This window comes from Vibrio sp. V08_P9A1T1 (assembly GCF_963874405.1).
Lineage (GTDB): Bacteria > Pseudomonadota > Gammaproteobacteria > Enterobacterales > Vibrionaceae > Vibrio > Vibrio anguillarum.
Genome location: NZ_CAWNIB010000254.1, coordinates 1 through 20924 on the forward strand (window position 1 = coordinate 1; position 20924 = coordinate 20924).

General features: G+C 44.3%; 14 protein-coding genes. 10 read left to right on the forward strand and 4 right to left on the reverse strand.

The features are described 5' to 3' along the window. Window positions 1-381: 381 nt before the first annotated feature. Both AACT21_RS11210 and pyk read left to right on the forward strand, forming a co-directional pair. The gene (locus AACT21_RS11210) at window positions 382-1761 is read left to right on the forward strand and encodes an MFS transporter (RefSeq protein ID WP_026028333.1); all 1380 of its coding nucleotides are present in this window, start codon (window positions 382-384) and stop codon (window positions 1759-1761) included. Window positions 1762-1947: 186 nt separating this feature from the next. Next, a complete protein-coding gene (gene pyk / locus AACT21_RS11215; protein ID WP_019280880.1) occupies window positions 1948-3411 on the forward strand; it encodes a pyruvate kinase in 1464 nt (487 codons plus the stop codon). A 141-nt stretch (window positions 3412-3552) separates the two neighbouring features. Here the strand turns inward: pyk and torS are convergent, their stop codons facing one another. Further along, window positions 3553-6450 (reverse strand): TMAO reductase system sensor histidine kinase/response regulator TorS, encoded by a 2898-nt coding sequence (gene torS, locus AACT21_RS11220; protein ID WP_254917212.1) that lies wholly within the window; start codon window positions 6448-6450, stop codon window positions 3553-3555. Window positions 6451-6538: 88 nt separating this feature from the next. Between torS and torT the strand changes: the two genes are divergently transcribed. Together torT and AACT21_RS11230 are read left to right on the forward strand one after the other, a co-directional pair. Further along, complete coding sequence (gene torT, locus AACT21_RS11225) at window positions 6539-7540, forward strand: TMAO reductase system periplasmic protein TorT (RefSeq protein ID WP_017047230.1); 1002 nt, start codon at window positions 6539-6541, stop codon at window positions 7538-7540. Window positions 7541-7592: 52 nt separating this feature from the next. Then, window positions 7593-8048 (forward strand): methylglyoxal synthase, encoded by a 456-nt coding sequence (locus AACT21_RS11230; protein WP_026027464.1) that lies wholly within the window; start codon window positions 7593-7595, stop codon window positions 8046-8048. 101 nt (window positions 8049-8149) lie between these two features. Here the strand turns inward: AACT21_RS11230 and helD are convergent, their stop codons facing one another. Further along, on the reverse strand, window positions 8150-10213 hold the full coding sequence (gene helD / locus AACT21_RS11235; protein WP_026027873.1) for a DNA helicase IV: 2064 nt from the start codon (window positions 10211-10213) through the stop codon (window positions 8150-8152). A gap of 182 nt (window positions 10214-10395) precedes the next feature. On the opposite strand from helD, the gene yccS reads away from it, so the two are divergent. The 6 genes from yccS (at window position 10396) to AACT21_RS11265 (ending at window position 17165) form a co-directional block, all read left to right on the forward strand. Then, on the forward strand, window positions 10396-12549 hold the full coding sequence (gene yccS / locus AACT21_RS11240) for a YccS family putative transporter (RefSeq protein WP_094131650.1): 2154 nt from the start codon (window positions 10396-10398) through the stop codon (window positions 12547-12549). A 138-nt stretch (window positions 12550-12687) separates the two neighbouring features. Then, a complete protein-coding gene (locus AACT21_RS11245) occupies window positions 12688-12912 on the forward strand; it encodes a hypothetical protein (RefSeq protein WP_013867905.1) in 225 nt (74 codons plus the stop codon). Between the two features lie 67 nt (window positions 12913-12979). Then, window positions 12980-13279 carry a hypothetical protein gene (locus AACT21_RS11250; RefSeq protein WP_017047233.1) on the forward strand — a complete coding sequence of 100 codons (300 nt, stop codon included), beginning with the start codon at window positions 12980-12982 and terminating at the stop codon, window positions 13277-13279. Between the two features lie 87 nt (window positions 13280-13366). Then, window positions 13367-14626 (forward strand): hydroxymethylglutaryl-CoA reductase, encoded by a 1260-nt coding sequence (locus AACT21_RS11255; RefSeq protein ID WP_017047234.1) that lies wholly within the window; start codon window positions 13367-13369, stop codon window positions 14624-14626. Window positions 14627-14811: 185 nt separating this feature from the next. After that, window positions 14812-16356: a glycerol-3-phosphate dehydrogenase gene (gene glpD, locus AACT21_RS11260; protein ID WP_017046399.1), complete on the forward strand. Its 1545-nt coding sequence runs from the start codon at window positions 14812-14814 to the stop codon at window positions 16354-16356. A 143-nt stretch (window positions 16357-16499) separates the two neighbouring features. Then, complete coding sequence (locus AACT21_RS11265) at window positions 16500-17165, forward strand: PilZ domain-containing protein (RefSeq protein WP_019282225.1); 666 nt, start codon at window positions 16500-16502, stop codon at window positions 17163-17165. 17 nt (window positions 17166-17182) lie between these two features. Here AACT21_RS11265 and luxQ read toward each other — a convergent pair whose 3' ends face one another. Together luxQ and AACT21_RS11275 are read right to left on the reverse strand one after the other, a co-directional pair. Then, window positions 17183-19729 (reverse strand): quorum-sensing autoinducer 2 sensor kinase/phosphatase LuxQ, encoded by a 2547-nt coding sequence (luxQ, locus tag AACT21_RS11270; RefSeq protein ID WP_094130332.1) that lies wholly within the window; start codon window positions 19727-19729, stop codon window positions 17183-17185. Window positions 19730-19744: 15 nt separating this feature from the next. Next, the gene (locus AACT21_RS11275; protein WP_013867911.1) at window positions 19745-20845 is read right to left on the reverse strand and encodes an autoinducer 2-binding periplasmic protein LuxP; all 1101 of its coding nucleotides are present in this window, start codon (window positions 20843-20845) and stop codon (window positions 19745-19747) included. Between the last annotated feature and the right edge of the window lie 79 nt (window positions 20846-20924).

Sequence of the window (20924 nt, forward strand, 5' to 3'; positions counted from 1 at the left end):
CCGCCGCCATCGATCCTAGTAGCACCATCCATTTGCACCAGCGTAATAAGGTACAAGAACGGGAAACCGCTTTTAAATCACAAAACCCTAAAAATTGTGCGTTCACTCAAAACTCTACCGTTTAGCTAAAAATAAATTATTAAACATTTGTGTCAGTTATGACGCAAAACAGCGTATTACAATTTCAATTTTATCAGCAAAACATAATTTACCCTTCACTGAATTCCCATTTTTGACCCATTCACACTCTCAATTTGAGTCATTTCTGCCTCAAATTGGCACTTTTGAGCCCCATACCCATTTGTTTGAAGATGCATTCCGACAACGAAACAACCCTATTTAGTAATAACCCTATTTAGTATTTGATGAATGGAGAGCTCCATGCTTAACTTTTTTAAAACTCGCCCAGATCTACCGCTATCGGATAGCTCTGAGGGCGCAATGCAATCGCGTTTCAAAAGTTTTCAATGGCAAGTATTCTTAGGCTTAGTCTTTGGATACGCCATGTTCTATGTGGTTCGTATGAGTTTAGGCGTCGTTAAAAAACCGATGCTTGATGCGGGCATCGTATCGATAGAAGAACTCGGGATCATGGGATCAGCCTTCTTCTTCACCTACGCATTTGGTAAGTTTTCGAACGGTTTCCTTTCTGACTACGCCAACATCGGCCGATTTATGTCGTTCTCACTACTGCTTTCCGGTGCCACTGCCATATTCATGGGGTTGAACACCACGGCATTCTTCTTTGTGTTACTTTGGGCCGTCAATGGTTGGTTCCAATCGGTGGGTTCTGCGCCTTCTTGCGTCTCGCTTTTCCAATGGTTCTCACCTAAACAACGCGGAAGCCGTTATTCAATTTGGGGAGGATCTCGAAATATCGGCGAAGGCATCACTTGGATTCTAACAGCAACGCTAGTGAGTTATTTAGGCTGGCAAGCAGGTTTCATCGGTGCGGGCATTGCTGCCATCATCGCTGCATTGATTATGTTCTTTGTACTGAAAGATCGTCCGCAAACCTATGGTTTACCTGATGTTGCAACAGCATTTGGTGAAGAGCCCGAGTTCAAAAAAGCCAACGATCCAAAAGAAACACGTCGCGCTCAACTGTTCATTTTGAAGCAGCCGACTGTCTGGCTGATTGCCGCTGCTTGTGCCGCGATGTATATCTCTCGCTATGCGATGTCTTCTTGGGCGGTGTTATACCTACAAGAAACCAAAGGCTATTCACTGATTGATGCTGGTTTTGCAATGTCCACTTACCCTATTGCAGGCCTCGCGGGCGCTATTTTGTCTGGTATCATTTCAGATAAAGTATTCAACGCTAACCGTCATATCCCAACGCTACTTTACGGATTTGCCAACATTGCAGGTATGTGCTTGATGTTCTTCGGCCCCGATAACCGTATGGTAGATGCTGTTGCTCTAGGCTTAATTGGCTTTGCGATTGGTGGGCTTGTCGTATTTCTTGCTGGCCTAACGGCTTGTGACTTAATGCCTAAAAATGCCGTCGGTGCCGTAAAGGGCTTTATTGGTTTGTTCTCTTACTTAGCCGCTTCGGCTCAAGAACTGGTGTCTTCATCATTGATTAAAATGACGGAAGTGGATGGCGTAACCAAATATGACTTTACTCAAGCACAATATTTCTGGTTGGCCGCTGGCGTGATTTCTTTACTGCTTGCGACTACGGTATGGAATGCCAAGAAAGTAACGGATATTGATGCTCCTACGGGCCAGATACTGGAAACGAAACCAAGTCTCTAATCTATAACACCCTTGATACAGGGGGATAATCCCCCCTGTTATTTTCTTATTTTCATTCTTATTTTCTATATCCAAATCACTTGAAAAATCGACTAAATGTCGGCCGAGAGCAATGGACAAGTGCAATTAGCACCACCATAACTTCAAGTAAAATGGCTATAGCGAGTGTCGTTATAGGATACCACTATGTGTAAAACAAAAATCGTTGCAACGCTTGGCCCTGCAAGCCAAAGCCGTGAGATGATCACCAAGCTCATTAATGCTGGTGTTAACGTTGTACGTTTAAACTTTTCTCACGGCACCGCTGACGAGCATATTGAACGCGCGATGTTAGTACGTGACATTTCACAAAAGCTTGGTGTCAGTGTCGGCATATTAGTCGATTTACAAGGACCTAAGATCCGTATTTCCTGTTTTGAAGACGGTGCGATCACTCTAAAAGCTGGTGACTCATTTATTCTTGATGGGCTTCACCCCACAATGGCTGGTAACCAAGAACGTGTGGGCTTAGATTACCCGCAGCTGATTCAAGACTTGAAGTTGGGTGATACTTTACTGCTTGATGATGGCCGAGTACAACTCCGGGTCGAAGAACTCAACAAACCACAGCAGTGGGTAAAAACTCGCGTCATAAACAACGGTAAGCTGTCTAATCGCAAAGGCATTAATTTGCTCGGTGGTGGCCTCTCCGCGCCGGCACTGACGGACAAAGACAAACGAGACATCATCACTGCCGCGAAACTCCAAGCCGATTTTCTAGCCGTCTCATTTCCACGTAATGCCCAGGATTTACATGAAGCGCGCCGGTTAGCGGTACAAGCTGGCTGTCATGCACACATTGTCGCCAAAGTAGAGCGAGCCGAAGTGGTGAGCGATCAAAAAAATATGGACGCGGTCATCAATGCATCCGACGTAGTGATGGTTGCTCGTGGTGATTTAGGCGTTGAAATCGGTGATGCTCGCCTACCCGGCGTACAAAAAGCGTTGATTGCGCGCTCAAACTATTTAGGCAAACCCGTTATCACCGCAACACAGATGCTGGAGTCGATGATTGACAACCCGCTGCCAACACGCGCAGAAGTGCTTGATGTAGCGAACGCGATTATTGATGGCACTGACGCTATTATGCTGTCAGCAGAATCAGCGGCGGGAAGCTATCCCATTGAAGCAGTAGAAGCGATGGTGCGTATCGCTCATGGTGCAGAACAAGAGTTAGGCTGTGCGCAAAATTCATGGGATAAACTGCATCATTTGTGCAGCGATGCGGGCAAAAGCTTCGCGCTTTCCTCCATGATATCGGCGACTAAGGTTCATAAAGATCTTGGGGTCGCCATTTTAACTCAACAGGGAGAAACACCCCTGTTGATGTCTCGTTGTCAAAGCCAAGCTACCATTTGGGCACTCTCCGACAGGCCTGAACTGCTGCGTAAATTAACCATTTTGCGCGGCGTTACACCAACCTATATTCCATCATTAGCGACACAAGCGGATTTGCTGTCTCAGCAAGTGCTTAACGCTCTGGCACAAGACGCGGCTAACCGCCATATTTCATCCATTTTGATGACACAATTAGAATCGATCGAAGGCGTGGGTAATATTAACGTCTGTCGTTTATTGACGTTGCCAGTAGTAAAAGAATTAGCCGCGTAGAATGTAGGGTTCTGCGCCGCTAATCATGAGATCATTAAAATTATTCAGTGATCTCAACCTCCCCCTAAAAAACCTTGCTCCACAGGGAACTTGGCCTGCGCTTGTCGCAGGCCCTTTTTAATGATGCCAACAGCCAATTACTTATATAAACAGTAACCTGAGTGAATGAATGGATTGAGCGGCTAAGGCTTCTAATTCCGCTTGTAGCTCTTGATAAGTTTGCGCAGAGTCAGCACTTTTCTCAATGACTAAACACAGATCAAACAAGGCATGCAAACCTAAGCTGCCAGCTGAACCTTTCAATTTGTGTGCTAACGACTTAACGATCTGAGCCTGTTCCCTCGATTGACGAAACTCGTGTAGGTATTCATGCGTGCAATCGGCGAACAGCTCAATGATTTCATTCATCTTGTCACGCCCTAGCACCTCAATATCCGCGAGTAGGATCCGCTCGTCCATAATCGGACGAGCGGATTTTTGGCTATCAGAGATTACGTGCGTAGGCACACTCAACTCAACGGGTAAGGTATTGTGTTCAATACGTTGCTGGACAAGTTGTGCAAGATCTTCTTTGACTAAAGGTTTGGGCAAATAGCCATCAAAACCAGCCGCTAAATAGCTTTCCACCTCTTCATTAAACACATGCGCCGAAATAGCAATCATCGGTGTGGGGCGTAGATGCGAATACTGTTCACGTTCGATAAGTTTGAGCTGCGCCAACAGCTCAACACCATTAACGTCAGGTAGATTAATATCGAGCAGTGCGATATCAAACCTGTGTTCACGAAACAGAACCCGAGCTTCAGCGCCTGTTTTCGCGGTGAGCACATTATGACCGATACTGGTCAAAAAACCTTCAGCAACCATGCAGTTAACAGGGTTATCCTCCACCAGCAAGATGTTGGCCTCTCGCGTCGCGGCTATCGGCCTTTTAACCACTTCATTCACTGCCTCTCCTCGCTGTAAAGGAACAGTAAACTCAAAACGGCTTCCTTTGCCTAAATCTGATTCAAGCTTAAGCTCGCCGCCCATGGCTTCAACAAGCCGTTTGCTGATAGCCAAACCAAGCCCAGTACCGCCTTTGTAACTTTGCTCACTGGAAGCTTGAGTAAACGCATCAAACAGCCTGATTTGATCCTGTTTACTGACTCCAACACCGGAATCCGACACTTCAAATGTCACTTGATTAGGCATTTCAGCATCAAGACTGACATAAATATCCACATAACCTTGATCGGTAAATTTGATGGCATTACCCACAAGGTTCGTCAGCACTTGACCTAAGCGAGTCATATCACCCACCCAAAAAGGAGCAACATCCAGTTCAATCTGCTTGGTAAATTCAAGCGACTTTTCTTCAGCACGTCCTTTCATCAGTTGGTAAACATCGTCCACCATTTGATGCAAATTAAAGTTGGCATTGCGAATTTCTAAGTGTCCGGCCTCAATTTTTGAATAATCCAGCACATCATTCAAAATGGACAACAAGGTGTGGCCGCTGCGGTTAATCACGTCCACATACTGGCGCTGTTGAACGGTTAATGGCATCTCTTGTAATAAACGAGCCGTGCCTAATACGCCATTCATTGGTGTGCGGATTTCATGGCTCATGGTGGCCAAAAATGCCGATTTAGCACGGTTGGCTTGCTCGGCTAAGTTGCGAGCTTTGGCATGATTCAACACTTCCATATTGAGTTTCTCATTGGTGTGTTGTAATTGTTCTGTTCGCTCGGTAACCACTTCCTCTAAGTGCTCTTTATGTTCTTGTAACGCCTCTCTCGCCTGCGCTTCACTTTCCGCCACCACTTTAAGAGACTGCGCGGTATTGCGAGCCGTGATGATCGCCTGCCCCATTTGCGCCAGTTCATCCTCTCCTTGGACTGCCACTTCCACCTGCAGTTGCCCTTTTGCGATGGATAACAGTGCCGATGAATATTCGGCTAAACGTTTTACCACCGACAGATAGACGACCTTCCACATAATGAAAGCTGCAATGAGAAGGCCAACCAAGGTTAATAAGGTCAATGTATACTGTGCCATATTCAAGGTTGTAGAGAGCTGCGCAACAGCGTGAGTCGTTGTACGATTGGAGTCATCCACTAAGCGGCTGACGGTAGTATTGAGATCTGAAAACTGTACTAAGGTGTTTTGTGTGAGCGATTTCGCGACCTGCTCGTTATCATAACGTTGCTGCAAAACACTAAAAACCACTTTGCGCTTTTCTAACTCATTAAGCAGCTCTGTCATTTGCTTCGAACGCGTCGGGTCTTCTACCGCGCGTACTCTGCGCTGCATGATGGTGAGGTTATGCAAAAACTCTGTTTGGATTTGTTGGATTCGCTCAACATCGGTAACCGTGCGTGTCTCTTCGATGTGGCTGAGCATTTTGAACGCCAGCAAATGAAGCTCATGCAAGCGCTCTGAAAGATCGAGGTCCACTTCCACTAAAGCGTCTAACGCTTTGTACGCTTGTGATGTTTTATTGGCTTGTAGCAAGTCATAAATGTGCGTCACATTCGCCACTGCGATGGTACTGGTATTGAGCACTTGAGTGCGTGTCAGCTCTTCCAATTGCAGCGCCAGTTGTCGCATCTCTTCCACTCGAACACTTAAGTCATGTGCCAGATACAACTTACGCTCAACCGTAATACCAAGCTGAGCCAGTGTATCGATAACGCTTTGAACATCATTTTCTAGGCGCGTCAGCAGTTCTGAATCAAAGGAATCGGCACCCAACTGCTTGATGTGATTAAGCAAAGATTGAAGCTGATCGAAAAGCGCTTTGCCATACTGCTGGCGCTCTTGCTCTGTTTTAGAGTTGGTTAACATTTGCACAGACGTAATGATTCGTGTGCTTAACTCCGACACTTGACGCGCTTCCAGCATCGAAGGAATGGCAGAATTCACCACATTACGTTCGGTTTTAGCCACCAGCGAAAAACCAAACACACCGATCAACGCCGATAACAAAACGAGCAGGGCCATTGCCGAAAAGGACAACATTAATTTTCGGCCAATACTGGCTTTGGCTAACAACATGGCACCCAACCTCAAACATTACTTCTTAAGCAACACGGAATGGGCTATATTTTGCAGTGTTTACTCACGTTATGCCAACGAATAGCGAATGCAATTGATCTTAAACCTTATTTCCCCAACGCTTTTACTGCTGATTTTAAGCTTGGTTAGCAGCACAACATTCGCCGAACCCCATAAGAAAGTCTGCGCTTTATACCCTCACCTCAAAGATTCCTATTGGTTATCAGTCAACTATGGAATGGTTGACGAGGCGAGAAAACAGAAGTTGAATTTACGCGTGTTAGAATCGGGTGGTTATCCTAATCATGAACGACAAAAAGAACAGCTTTCATTGTGCGTTCGTTGGGGCGCTGATGCGATCATTCTCGGTACTGTTGCGCCGGATCTTTACACGACAGACTTAAGCACATACGTCGCTTCTACGCCTGTGTTTGCAACGGTTAATCAGCTCATTCTCAATCAGCAGCAGGCTGCACGGCTACAAGGTCAAGTGGGTGTCGATTGGTATTGGATGGGATACTACGCGGGAAAATATCTTGCTGATAAGCACCCACAAGGCAGTGGGAAAACCAATATAGCCTTGCTACTTGGCCCGAAAACCAGTGGTGGTACTCAACCCGTTAGCCAAGGTTTTTATCGCGCAATACAAGACAGCGATATCAACGTAGTGGAAAGCCTATGGGCAGATAATGATAAAGAACTGCAGCGTAATTTAGTACAACAAGCGCTGGAGCGAGCTGACCTTCGCTATATTGTGGGCAGCGCCGTCGCGATTGAAGCGGCGATCAGCGAATTGAGAACCTCAGGGATGACAAACCACATCGGTTTGGTGGCAACCTATTTAAGTCATGGCGTCTACCGCGGGCTGCTGCGTGGCCGAGTCGAATTTGCGCCAACGGATAAAATGGTCGAGCAAGGCAGGCTTTCCATTCAACAAGCTGCGGCTTTTTTCAATCAGCAACCTTATGAAAAAAAAGCCGCACCGATTATCGAATCCTTAACGCCTATGTCACTCAATCCGCAGATAATTGCAGATTCGTTATCTCCATCTGAATATAGGCCGACTTTTAGCGTAAAAGAGATTGAATAAAAGTGGCGATTTCGCTATTTAACATACTGATTTGAATCATAGGGACTCTTCAATGCAAACAACGACTCGGACTATGCCTGCGCATAAGCATGTCGCTCTCGTCGCTCACGACAACTGCAAACCAGAACTACTTCGCTGGGTAAAAGAAAATAAAGAAAAACTACAGCGCCATTTTTTATACGCGACAGGAACCACTGGCAACATGCTCAGCAAAGAGACTGGCCTTGCTATAAAAAGCATGATCAGCGGTCCGATGGGTGGCGACCAACAAATTGGCGCGTTGATTTCTGAAGGCAAAATTGATGTATTGATCTTCTTCTGGGACCCACTCAATGCCGTACCGCATGATCCCGATGTAAAAGCTCTGCTACGAATTGCCAGCGTTTGGAACATTCCAGTTGCCACAAACCGCGCCAGTGCTAAATTTTTGTTCTCTTCACAGTTGATAGAGCAAGAGGTCGATATCGAGATCCCTGATTACCAAGCTTATCTAGCTGAACGCATGTAACTTATAACCTTTACATACGCACAGAGACACAGCCAAAATCCAAATCACCACATAAGACAACTTGATCGCCTGCGTGAACGCATCCCCTTTCAAAGGATGCGTTATTTCTGCTTCACCACTGGGTAATCCCCTGATAGCAATTCGCGAACAAAAACCGAGCCACTGCCCGAGTGCGTGATCCACACTTTCTCTTTAGCGCGGGTCATTGCAACGTAGAATAAACGGCGCTCTTCGGCATAGGGGAAATCATCATTCGATTGGCTCAATGCACTATCGATATGCAGCGCTTTCACTCGAGCCGGAAACTGCCCCTCATCAACACCGAGCACAATCACAAAATCGGCTTCTTTACCTTTACTGGCATGACAAGTCATAAATTCTATATTGAGTGAGCGGTAATGCTTTTTCCAGTCGTTAAGCCGCTCTGGTTTATGATAATGGTTTCGTCCAAGCAATAGCACAGATTGCGTACTATTCGCTTGGCGATTGAGTTGATCCAAGATCTTTTCAATGTTGTTGCTTGGTGCAATAAAAACTGATTTTTGTTTTTGCTGCTTGAAGCTGTTAAGTGTTTTTGGTAACTGATTCGGATTGGCTTGAATAAACTGGTTAGCCACCGCACCCAACTGATCATTAAAACGATAAGTCGTATCCAGATAATGAACCGTCGAGTGTGGGAAGCGCTCACTAAAACCAGTCGTAAGATCAACGTCAGAACCAGCAAATTGATAGATTGACTGCCAATCATCACCCACTGCAAATAAGTTACACGCTCCTGGCTGCTGCTCACACAAAGATTGGATCAACGCCAATCGCTGTGGTGAAATATCTTGGTATTCATCGATCATGATGAATTTCCAATTCGATTTAAATTTGCCCTTTTCAACGTATTCCGTTGCGCGGCTGATCATCATATTAAAATCGATTTGATTTTGCTCTTTGAGCATTTGTAACCAAGCTTGGTAACATGGCCAGCACAAAGAGAGCTCACTGTTCAACCGTGAATAGTCTGGATGGTCAATCAAACGTTGTTGCAGCTCCTTTTTCCCAAGACCAAGCATAGCCAGTTGCTCAAGCTGCTTTTCCAACCATGCAATCAGCTTTGGGTTTTCAACATGGCTGCCCAGTTCATCATCACCAGCTAAATAAGCAATTGGCCATTTAGACAAATGCTTCTGCCAACGCTTAAAATTGGTCGGCGTCATCCAATGTTTCTTCAACCAATCAATACACCATGCCAACTTTAAGTTACTGTCTAGAGCTACAGGCGAAATGATCGCTTCTCGCCCTTCGACCTCGTTTAAAATTTTCAGCCCTAACTGATGGAAGGTATTAACGCGAACGTGTTCCGCCGCCATGCCGATTTTGCTATCTAATCGCTGTTCCATCTCTTTCGACGCATCGCGACCAAAAGCCACCAGTAGAATTTCGTGGGCCTGTGCAAGGTGACTTTGGAGTAGATACGCAACACGCGCCGTCAAAACGCTGGTTTTGCCCGAACCTGCACCCGCTAGGATGAGGTTGTGATCATCATTGAGTAGCACTGCGTGTTGCTGCGACAAATTAAGTGGAGAACTTTCAACTTGAGAGAATAAGACTTCCCAGTTTTGACGTTCCAATTCAAGCCAGTGTTGATTTCGCTGGGCAAGGGACGCCGAGCGATCCGTAAGCCAAGGCGAGAGCTGAGCAATAGCATCAGGTAGCCGTTGACGTGCTTCGGCTAATTTCATGTCCATCGTCGAAAAATCAGCTTCCACTTGCAAAGCCCAAACATCCAATAAGGAGTGCGGCAAAAAAGAGGGTAAACGCTTCAAGCGATTGAGCTCTTGCTCCCAGCGAGGCAGATACTGACTTAACTGCACACATTGACGATTGTGCCATTGTTGATAAGCCGCTACCGCCGTATGGGCAAACTGTCGGCACTCGGGCCAAGGCAAACCTTGCACCAACCATGATTGCTGAACGCCTTCATCTTCATGCGCAAAAAACTGCAATGCTCCCCAAAACAAACCACGCTTAACACGGACTTTACCGTTCCAAACCGTGAACGGGATCCGCTCTTCGCTGACAGCCGAGGAGATAATCAAACGCTGTTGGTCAAGTTCAACTTGGTTATATTCGTCTTGAATGAGAAATTGTGCAGGCTTATTTGCGCTCAGCTGCATGGTTTTATGCTCTTTTATAAGAATGTGAATATGATATACCAATCACAGTGGGCATTGAAAAATTAATGTCAAGATTGCTGTTGTTGATTTTGTAATCAAGTAGACTTTTTTCTTTATCTTGATCAGAGTGTTAATCAACGCTTCTGCTACACTATGGTTTTCTTTTTGGATGTTGAAGTATCGTGCCGCTCTCTAGCAAAATTCGCCTTTATTGGGCGAATAAAACTGTCAATTACAGCATTCTCATTTTGATCACTCTATTAGGCGTGGTCATTCCTGCGTGGCACTACAACCTCAATACTTGGATTACGCCACTGATCCTTGGCGTGATTGCCGCAGCACTGGCTGAAAGTGATGACAGTTTCAGTGGACGGTTAAAATCCCTCACTCTGACATTTATCTGCTTTGCTATCGCTGCATTTTCCATCGAACTACTTTTCCATACCCCGCCACTGTTTGCGATTGGGTTATTTATCTCCTCGTTTGGTTTTATCATTCTTGGCGCAATTGGCCCACGTTATGCCAGCATCGCCTTTGGCTCCTTACTTATCGCCATCTACACCATGTTGGGTGCACACCAAAGCGTGAATTTGTGGTTTCAACCCGTTTTGCTCCTGACGGGTGCCGCTTGGTATTACTTCATGTCGATGATTTGGCATATGTTTTGGCCAATGCAACCAGTACAGCAAAGCTTAGCGAATGTTTTTTTGCAATTGGCCAATTATCTTGAGTCCAAAAGCCATCTCTTCCATCCCGTATCGAACTTAGTCCCTCAGCCATATCGAATTGCTGAAGCCAATTTAAACGCGGCAACGGTTACCGCACTCAATCAATGTAAAGCTACTTTGTTGAGTCGTTCAAAAAGAGGCCATATTGATGGTGCCAGTGACCGATTTCTCAACATCTATTTTATGGCACAAGATATCCATGAACGTGTCAATTCAAGTCATTATCGCTATCAAGAGCTTGCCGAACACTTTGGCCGCTCAGATGTGCTGTTTCGCTTTAAACATTTATTAGAAACACAGGCTAAAGCCTGCCGTGAAATAGCCCAATCGATTCAGTTAGGGCGAAGCTATCAGCACCATTCAGAGTCAATCATGGCTTTGGATGAATTGCAAAGCTCATTAAACTACCTACAAGAACAACAACGCCCTGACTGGCGGGTGTCACTAGCGCAATTAGGTTATCTTTTCAATAACTTAGCAACAGTAGAAAAGCAGCTCAATAACGTTAACAACCCTGATGCTAACAAGCTCGAAGAGGGCATGTTGTATGATACAGAAGCCCACACTCTTAAAGCCATGTGGTTACGGGTGAAGGCAAATCTGCATAAAGATTCCATGCTATTTCGTCATGCGCTGCGTATGTCTATTGCACTCACTATTGGTTACGGAATCATCCAAGGTTTTGGTATTGAACGAGGCTATTGGATTTTACTCACGACACTGTTTGTTTGTCAGCCAAACTACTCAGCCACTCGGCAAAAACTGACGGCCCGAATCATTGGCACGTTATCGGGGCTGTTTTTAGGCGTGCTGCTATTAACCTTGTTCCCATCGCCAGAAAGCCAATTGGTCTTTATCGTACTATCAGGTGTGATGTTTTTCGCCTTTAGATTAAACAACTACGGCTATGCGACTGGCTTTATTACTCTTTTAGTACTGTTTTGCTTTAATCAATTGGGTGAAGGTTACGCCGTGGTACTGCCTCGGCTTGCCGATACTCTGATTGGCTGCGCATTGGCCGTCGCAGCGGTAGTGCTGATCCTCCCTGACTGGCAATCAAAACGATTACATAAAGTCATGGCGGATGCGATCGATGCCAACAAAGCCTATTTAGGACAGATTATTGGTCAGTACCGCATCGGTAAAAAAGACAACTTGAGCTATCGCATCTCACGGCGCAATGCCCACAACCAAGACGCAAATTTAACCGCAGCGATCAGTAATATGCTGGCAGAACCGGGTAAATATCGCGCGGCAATCGATGAAAGTTTCCGTTTTCTGACACTGAACCATGCACTGCTCAGCTATATCTCCGCTCTTGGGGCCCATCGGACACGCATCGAAGATGAAGCAACGCACCAACTGGTACTTGAAACTCACCGAGTGATCCACCAACACCTAGAGGTGTTGCACAAACAACTTTATGAACATTGTGATGAATGCGACACCAGCGACATTGACGATGCAGGCTTAGAGAAACGCTTAGCCGAATGGCGTGAAGAAGATGAAAGCTCGGTAAGAATGGTCTTACAACAGCTGCACCTTATTTATCGCATGCTACCTGAGCTTCACTCTCTCGCCAGTAAGTTTGCCGTCCGTGTAAACTAGCAATTGTCGTAATAATGAGAGCGGCTCAATTTCGAGCGGCTCTCACCTTTCTCTTGTTATAACTTGACATTTTTCGGACAAAAAATCGCCACATCGAGAATAATCTCAGATTAAGTATTTTCTTACAGGTGTAAGGCCATGAAAGGACATCAAACTTACCGCGGTGAGAAGGCAGCGCATTTTTTACTGAGGCATGAGTCGATGACGCATAATCAATTTGAGTCTTTAAAATCACAATTACAGCATTTAACACCTCAACAACTGCGTTTATTACAAGGCGAGATAAAGCACTCTTTGGAAAATGAATCAAATAATTTACTCACTGATGATGAGCTGAATGTGCTTTCGAGCCTCTTTTCCTAGTCACGAATTTCTTCTTGTGCAAAAAGTAAACGGAGCCTAAACTTTAGACATCGACGAGGGTAAGCTTATGTCTATATCTGGTGTTCATTCTGGCTATCAACTGATCAATCAGTCAAATAAAATGGCTGAGGATGCGGCTCGTGAGCTCAATATGGAAAAAGACATCTCTCCTGTTGATAAAGCGGACAAAGCGCTTGCTTTTAATAAAGTTGAGTTTGATAAAGTTGTTGCTAAAGCTGAAGAAAAACCTGAAGAAATTGATAGCCTACTAAAATTGAACCAAGCTACACAATACAGCCGCATTGGCACCAATATTATCCAACGAGATCAAGACATGCTGGGTTCAATATTGGATATCCAAGCCTAACTCTTCACACAACTTGCAACACAAGCAAATATTGTGTTTATGTGCATGGTGAGTACAATGCCCGCAAATTCTTTACCATGATTCGCTATGCCTAAGCTAAACCTGCATCGAAGAGATTATGTTTCTATTTTGGGTGGTGATATATCAGCACAGCAGCTAGAGCAAATACTCCAACCCAAGCTCACTTCTCCAACGCTCAAATTAACACCAAGTCCGTATTTAACCGCAAAAAATGTAGAACGCCGTTGGCAAGTACTTAACACGCGAACGAACAAAAGTGCGCTTTTAGATGACTCAACAGAGCAAGATATGCTCAGCTACCACAAAAATATTGAGCATTTTATTGGCACAGTCAAAGTTCCAGTTGGGATCGCAGGGCCATTACGAGTCAACGGACTGTTTGCCAAAGGTGATTATCTCGTCCCGCTAGCTACAACCGAAGCCGCTTTGGTTGCCTCTTATCATCGTGGTGCAAAACTGCTCACTGCGGCAGGAGGTGCAAGCGCCATGTTGTTAAATGAAGGCGTTACTCGCACGCCAGGCTTTGCATTTTATAACTTAATCGAAGCTGGGCAGTTTGTGGCGTGGATAGTGACTCAATATGACCACTTTAAACAAGTTGCAGAAAACACGACAGCACACGGAAAACTGTCAGACATTAATGTCAATATTGAAGGGAACCATGTCTACCTCGTGTTTGAGTTTTTAACCGGCGATGCATCAGGGCAAAACATGGTCACTATTGCCACCAATGCCGTGTTCCAAACCATTCTGGCGAATACTCCTGTGCAGCCTGAATACGCATTCCTTGATGGCAACCTATCGGGTGATAAAAAAGCCACTAGCCAAACACTGCGTAGTGTGAGAGGAAAAAAAGTGACTGCCGAGGTGCATTTATCTGCCGAACTCATCCATAAACATCTGCATACGACGCCACAGTTTATGATGCAATTTGGCCAAATGACGACTGTTGGTGGAGCATTAAGCGGCGCGATAGGCATTAACGCGCATTACGCTAATGCACTCGCTGCTTTGTATATTGCCTGTGGGCAAGACGCCGCTTGCGTTGCTGAATCGGCAATTGGTATGACACGCATGGAAGTGGACAAAAATGGTGGTTTGTACGCCAGTGTAACCTTACCCAATTTAATGTTAGGGACCGTTGGTGGCGGTACAGGGTTACCGAGTCAAAAAGCATGTTTGGATATTCTCGGTCTGCACGGTACTGGTCATTCGCAAGCGTTAGCCGAAGTGGCAGCATCACTCTGTCTGGCTGGTGAACTTTCTATTGTCGGTGCGTTCTGCGCTGGCCATTTTTCACGCGCCCATCGCAAACTCGCTCGTTAAGGTATTGCCTCTCACAATAAAAAAGGCGCTACGTATTCACGTAACGCCTTTTTTATTGGTTAAGTGAGCATATGCATTAGAAAATAATGATCGAGATCAAAATAAAAAAACAAAAAACTAACTATTTCGACTAAAAAATGGTTTCATACGAACATTACAGAACAAAAACGAAATAGGTACGCTCAATGAACAACCATTCTGTTTGCAACTCGATTGAAGCCGAAAACAATGTGCTCGACATTATTGTTGTCGGTGGCGGTATCAATGGGGCAGGCATCGCCGTAGATGCTGCTGGCCGCGGGCTGAAAGTTGGCCTGTATGAAGCAAAAGACTTTGCTAGCGCTACCTCTTCTGCGAGCTCAAAATTAATTCATGGTGGGTTGAGATACCTAGAACATTATGAATTTCGTTTAGTCGGTGAGTCATTGGCTGAACGCGAAGTACTGTTGCGCAAAGCGCCTCACATTGCAAAACCAATGCGATTTCGTCTACCACACCGCCCTTTTCTAAGACCTGCTTGGATGATTCGTGCCGGACTTTTTCTTTATGACCATTTAGGCAAACGAACCTCACTACCTGCCAGCAAAAAAATAGCCCTTAACGCGGGTGTGGTGACTAAAAATGAGATGAAAATGGGTTTCGAATACTCAGACTGCTGGGTCGATGATGCTCGTTTAGTGATACTGAATGCGATGCAAGCACGTGAACTCGGTTCCGAAGTAAAAAACTATTGCCGCGTTGAATCAGCTCGTCGTGTTGACGATTTATGGCATGTGACTTTGTTTGATGAAAAAACACAAACTCGTTTTACTCGCCGCAGTCACGCGCTTGTCAACGCAACAGGTCCTTGGGTTAAACAGTTCATTGATGAGCAGATTGAAATTACTTCTCCCTACGGTATCCGGCTTATCAAAGGATCACATATTATCGTGCCGAAAATTCACGATGAAGAGCAGGCGTATATTTTACAAAACGAAGATAAACGGATCGTCTTTGTGATCCCCTATCTTGATCACTATTCAATGATAGGCACCACCGATGTCGAATACCGAGGTGATCCTCGTCAAGTGAAAATTAGCGTCGAAGAAAAACAGTACTTATTGGATGTTGTGAATAAGCACTTTATCCATCAGGTCACATTAGATGATATTGTGGCTGACTTCAGCGGTGTACGCCCGCTATGTGATGACGAGTCTGACTCACCACAAGCCATTACTCGGGACTATACACTCTCATTGGATCAACAAGCTGATAATGCGCCACTACTTTCTATTTTTGGTGGAAAGTTAACCACTTATCGCAAGTTAGCTGAATCTGCTATGGGTCAATTAAAACCATTTTTTAATCAAATGTCTGACAGTTGGACCGCAAACAAACCACTGCCTGGTGGAGAAGCCTTTTATCCAGCACAGCTCAAACAGCAGCTTGAGCAGCGCTTCCCAGATCTTGATAAAGCGACCATTAACCGCTGGATCACTAATTATGGTAGCCGAGCTTCGGTGATGCTCGATAATGTGCAAAGTAGTTCTGATCTGGGTAAACATTTTGCGTTTGGGCTCTATCAATGCGAAGTCGATTATCTCTTACATTATGAATTTGCTTCTTCATGTGAAGATATCCTATGGCGCAGAAGTAAACTCGGCTTAACATTTAACACTGAACAAATTGATCAGTTAAATGATTATATCGACCAATCATCAACTTGTGAATGTCAACGCATCAGTGCTTAACACAAGATGTAGCCACTAGAATTAAACTTGAGAAAAGCTCTTAGAAACATGATCTTCTGAGAGTTTTTTACTTTTTCTTAGTAGGTGACGTAAAAATCACGGGGTATAGTAAAGCTATATTTCCGTAACGACGATGCCACTCAATGCCAATTCCGAATACTAACAGCGACGATCTCATCAAACTCCTTAAGCCATGCATGAAAATCCTCGTCACTATTGAATTCGGACCTGAGGATTCTTACAGCTTTTCAACGACAATTGTCGGATGCAAACGTGAAAGATACGTACTGATCGATATGCCCGTTAAAGCTCGTGAAGACTTGGTGATGCGAAAAATAGTTAATATCCAAATCATTTTGCGTGGGATTTGTGACACTGAATTAGGTCATATACTCGCGTTCAAAACCTCGATTATTCGTAGTATTTCTAAACCGTTCGGATTACTGTTTATCAAGTTTCCTAAGCACTTTGTGACCAAACCAATCCGTGAGCACGAGCGCTATAAACTCTCTTTGCCAGCCGTTATGCATGAAGGAGAGCATCAATTTAAAGGGAAATTGATCGACTTTTCTATTTCTGGCTGCGCGCTATTTATTCCTGGCTTGCACCATTTAGAAAAAGATATGTTTATTGAGATAAAGTCCACACTCTCCCCACTTCTACCACAAGATCTCGCTTGCCAAATCGTCAGTGTGCGTCAACAAGGTAAAGGTATGTTAGTAGGCGTTAAATTTCTTGAATCAATTGCAATGACCGCTGCATTGAAAAAAGAAATATTAGAACGCGCTTTTATGGCTGGTAGCGTATAAGAATGTTGCGCGGTGCTTTATTTCTGCCGTTTTTGGAAGTGACAAAAAGCCTCATGCAATGCTTTCTCTTTGATAGGTTTAACTATCACATACTCTGCACCTGCGGCCATAAATGCTTCGTTAGTCGATTGCATACCATCAGCTGTACACGCATAAATAGGTACATCCATCATCAACTCATGTTTGATCAAATGCGTTGTTTCAACCCCACCTAAGTAAGGCAGTTGGTTATCCATTAAGATAAGATCCACTGGATGATCTTTCACATAATCAATCGCCTGTAGACCATCCTCTACTCTTGTCACTTCCATACCGTATTTTTTGCAAAATGCTTGAGCAATAAAAGCGTTGGTATGATTATCTTCGACTAGCAACACTTTGATTGGTTTTTCAAACATTTCATGTGGCGGCGCGCGCTCATAAGATGGTATATCCTTCCCGCAGTCACTGACGACAACCAGCGGGAGTTCAACAGAAAATGTAGTACCTACTCCAAATTGGCTTTTCACGTTTACGGCACCACCAAGCATCTCAATTAAGCTTTTGACAATCGCAAGCCCCAAACCACTACCGCCGTATTCTCGTGTGGTGTTTGATTCTACTTGAGTAAAAGGCTCAAAAATAAGCGCGAGATCTTGCTCTCTGATGCCGATACCTGTATCACTAATCGAAATAAACAATTGGTGGTTATTCTTTTGCTGGAACTCAATGCTAATCAACCCATTATGGGTAAACTTAGTCGCATTATTTAATAAATTAAACAGAATTTGGTTCAGGCGGACTTGATCGCTATGGATCATCATATCAGGCGGAATATTGCTCTTTAGGCTGAACTCAATCTCTTTTTCGGCACATAATGGCCGATAGATACTTTCCACGGCAGAGATGACCTCAACCAGCTTAAAGTCAGACTCTTGAATTCTAAACTGTCCCTGCTCTATCTTTGAAAAATCAAGGATATCATTCAGTACCGCCAATAAATGTTCACCACTGCTGCATAACACATTCACTTGTTCAAGTTGCTCATGGTCACTGATTTCACGCTTAAGTAATTGAGAAACCCCTAAAATTCCATTCAATGGTGTTCTCAGCTCATGGCTCATTTTTGCAAGAAATTCAGCACGAATACGCGCCGACTCTTCCGCTTCTTGCCTTGCGAGTCGGCTCTGTTTGGCCGCCTCAGCGATTGTCGTAATATCTTGTCCTTGAGTGATGATTGACTCAATTCTCTGCTCAAAAATAATGGGGGATAAATTCCAGCGAAAAACCTTATTGCCAACTTCAACATTTATCTCTCGGAACGTTTCTTGTTCAACCGCAAGGCGTATCTTTGGCTGCAGTTCTTGCTTTAATGCATCAAGAATGCATTGCTGTTGATCATTGCGACGCATGAAATATTTCTTTGCTGATGGGTTCATTTTGATGATATCACCGTCGATACTCCATACTATGATGGGCGAAAGTGAAAAATTGAACAGATCTTCAAATTGTTTTTCTTGCTCAGATAAACGTTGAAATGTGTGTTCTAGCGTTCTGCCGAAGTGATCAAATTCATAGATTTTAGAACCAGAAAAAAGCTCATAACTTCCAGCTTCTGCAGCTTTGTGGGTGTAATTCATCAAGCTACTGATTTCATTTTTGACACGCTGCTGTAACCACCAACGAGTCAAAATAGAGACTATCACCATCGCAAAAAGGGCAAAAATCATCCAAAAAAAATAATTTTCACGTAATTGCAATACGTTCTCATTGCTCTGCACACTGAGGACGTTAATATAAATTGGTACGCCTTCTATGGTTAACGCGGTACGGCTTACCATGTAATCGGCAAAACTATAGGCGTCAAAATTATCTTCTAAAACATCACGTTCCGTGTAGGTCTCATCACCATTAATTGTTGAGGCTAAGACCTTTTCACCCGTCGTCATCACGAGGTTTTCTGAGTTACTCCCTTCACGTAATGTTTCTGCCAGCACGTAATTGTTGTTAAGTACGGTAGCAAGATGCAAAAAACCAATCACCTCTCCGGACTGCGAGTCAATAACGGGAGTACGTCTGACCATTAGGTAGGCATAGCCCAATTGAGAGGGCGATTTGATCATATGCCAGTTATTACTTAACGCGACTTTACGAGACATGTTTACCAGCTCGTTTTGTTCAATACCATAAAACTGAGCATTGCCATCTTCCCACATCAGGCTGTCAGAATCAGAAATGAAACGAATGTCAGGTGTGTTGGCTACTTCTAGCTGGTCAACTCCAAAAAAGAACTGATCAATGCTGTCATTATCGCCCTTACGAATTGCTTTAACTAAACCTGCATTTTTTGCGCTGCTATCTTGGTTTATCTGCAGTAATGAAAGACGGAAGTTAAAGAGGTTCTGGATGAGACTGGAGGTTTGAGAAGCCGTACGTTGCACTTCTTGAGCAATGATTTTGCTACTGATCTGATAACTTTGAAATAAAACGCTGAGCGTCAATGCGCCAATCACCGCAATCATTGATTTGGTGATCACGGTAGCTATCTTTTGTTTTTTCTTGACGGTGCTTGACCTTAAACTCATTAATGACTCGATATATCAATGGTCAGAGTAACGAAATGCTCGTTTTTTGAGCTTTTCAATATACGCTGAAGAGACCTCTTTGGTTACCAATTCAAAATCACCAGAGTAAACCGTAGGTACCGGCTTTCCTTCAAGATCCCACTTAATGGCTTCCGCCATAGCAACACCGGCATCATCATTGACACGCATGATAGTCACATCAAGTGTGCTATTTTGCAGCGCGTCCAATTCAGCCTCACCACCGCCCCAGCCGTTTAACGTAATATCTTCTCTATTTTGCTGCTGCAACGCATCCATGGCACCGAGAGCAACATCAGTAGAGCATGCGTAAATAAAATTAATATCTGGTGTTTGTTTAAGAATACGCAAAGTTGCATCAAATGCACTATCTCGTGTCGCTTTTGTATAAAACGAAGAGGCCAAGTGATATTTGCTGTCTCGACTCATTTCTTGGATAAAACTATCGCCGCGTGCATCGCTAACATAGCCTTCAGAATAATAGAGTACGGAATAAGCACTATTCTTTGGCGCCGACTTTTTGTAGTAATCCACCAGTTTCATTGTGCCAATTTCATGATCAAACCCCACGTACATAAAAGGCTGGCGATCTCCCCAACTTTTTACTGGCGTAGTGATATTTTGCAGAATAATTTTGGTTTGATTTGAACTTAACAGCTGCTCGATAAATTTACGGTGACGGATGGTATCAAGCGTAAACACCAAGTAATCGGATTTGTTTCTGATCGCTTCCATCAACGATAAACTTTGTTGGCGAATATCGACATTCGGACGAGTGAAGACTTGGTTAATTTGGTATCTAATCCCAAGTTCGTCTAAACGCATCTCAAAGGCTTTGATATTGCGCGCCCAATAATCGGAAACTTGTTGACCTGGATAAACAACAGAAATATGAATAGGTTTATCTTGCTCTATTGAGAGTACAGCGGGAGGTTGACGCACTGCCTGTATCATCTGGTCGGTAAGAGCCTGTTGCGCAGGATTAAGATCTAAAAACTCTTGATATCGCCAATAGCCATTTAAAACTTGCGCTGCAGCCTGAGTGGAGGCTGCCAAACTGACACTGAATACAAATGAAAGGAGCAGGATTTTTCTCATGGCATTCTCGTTACACTAACTTCTGGATTTAATGACACACAATGGCTGATTTCGTACTCGTCATATTCTCGGACTACCC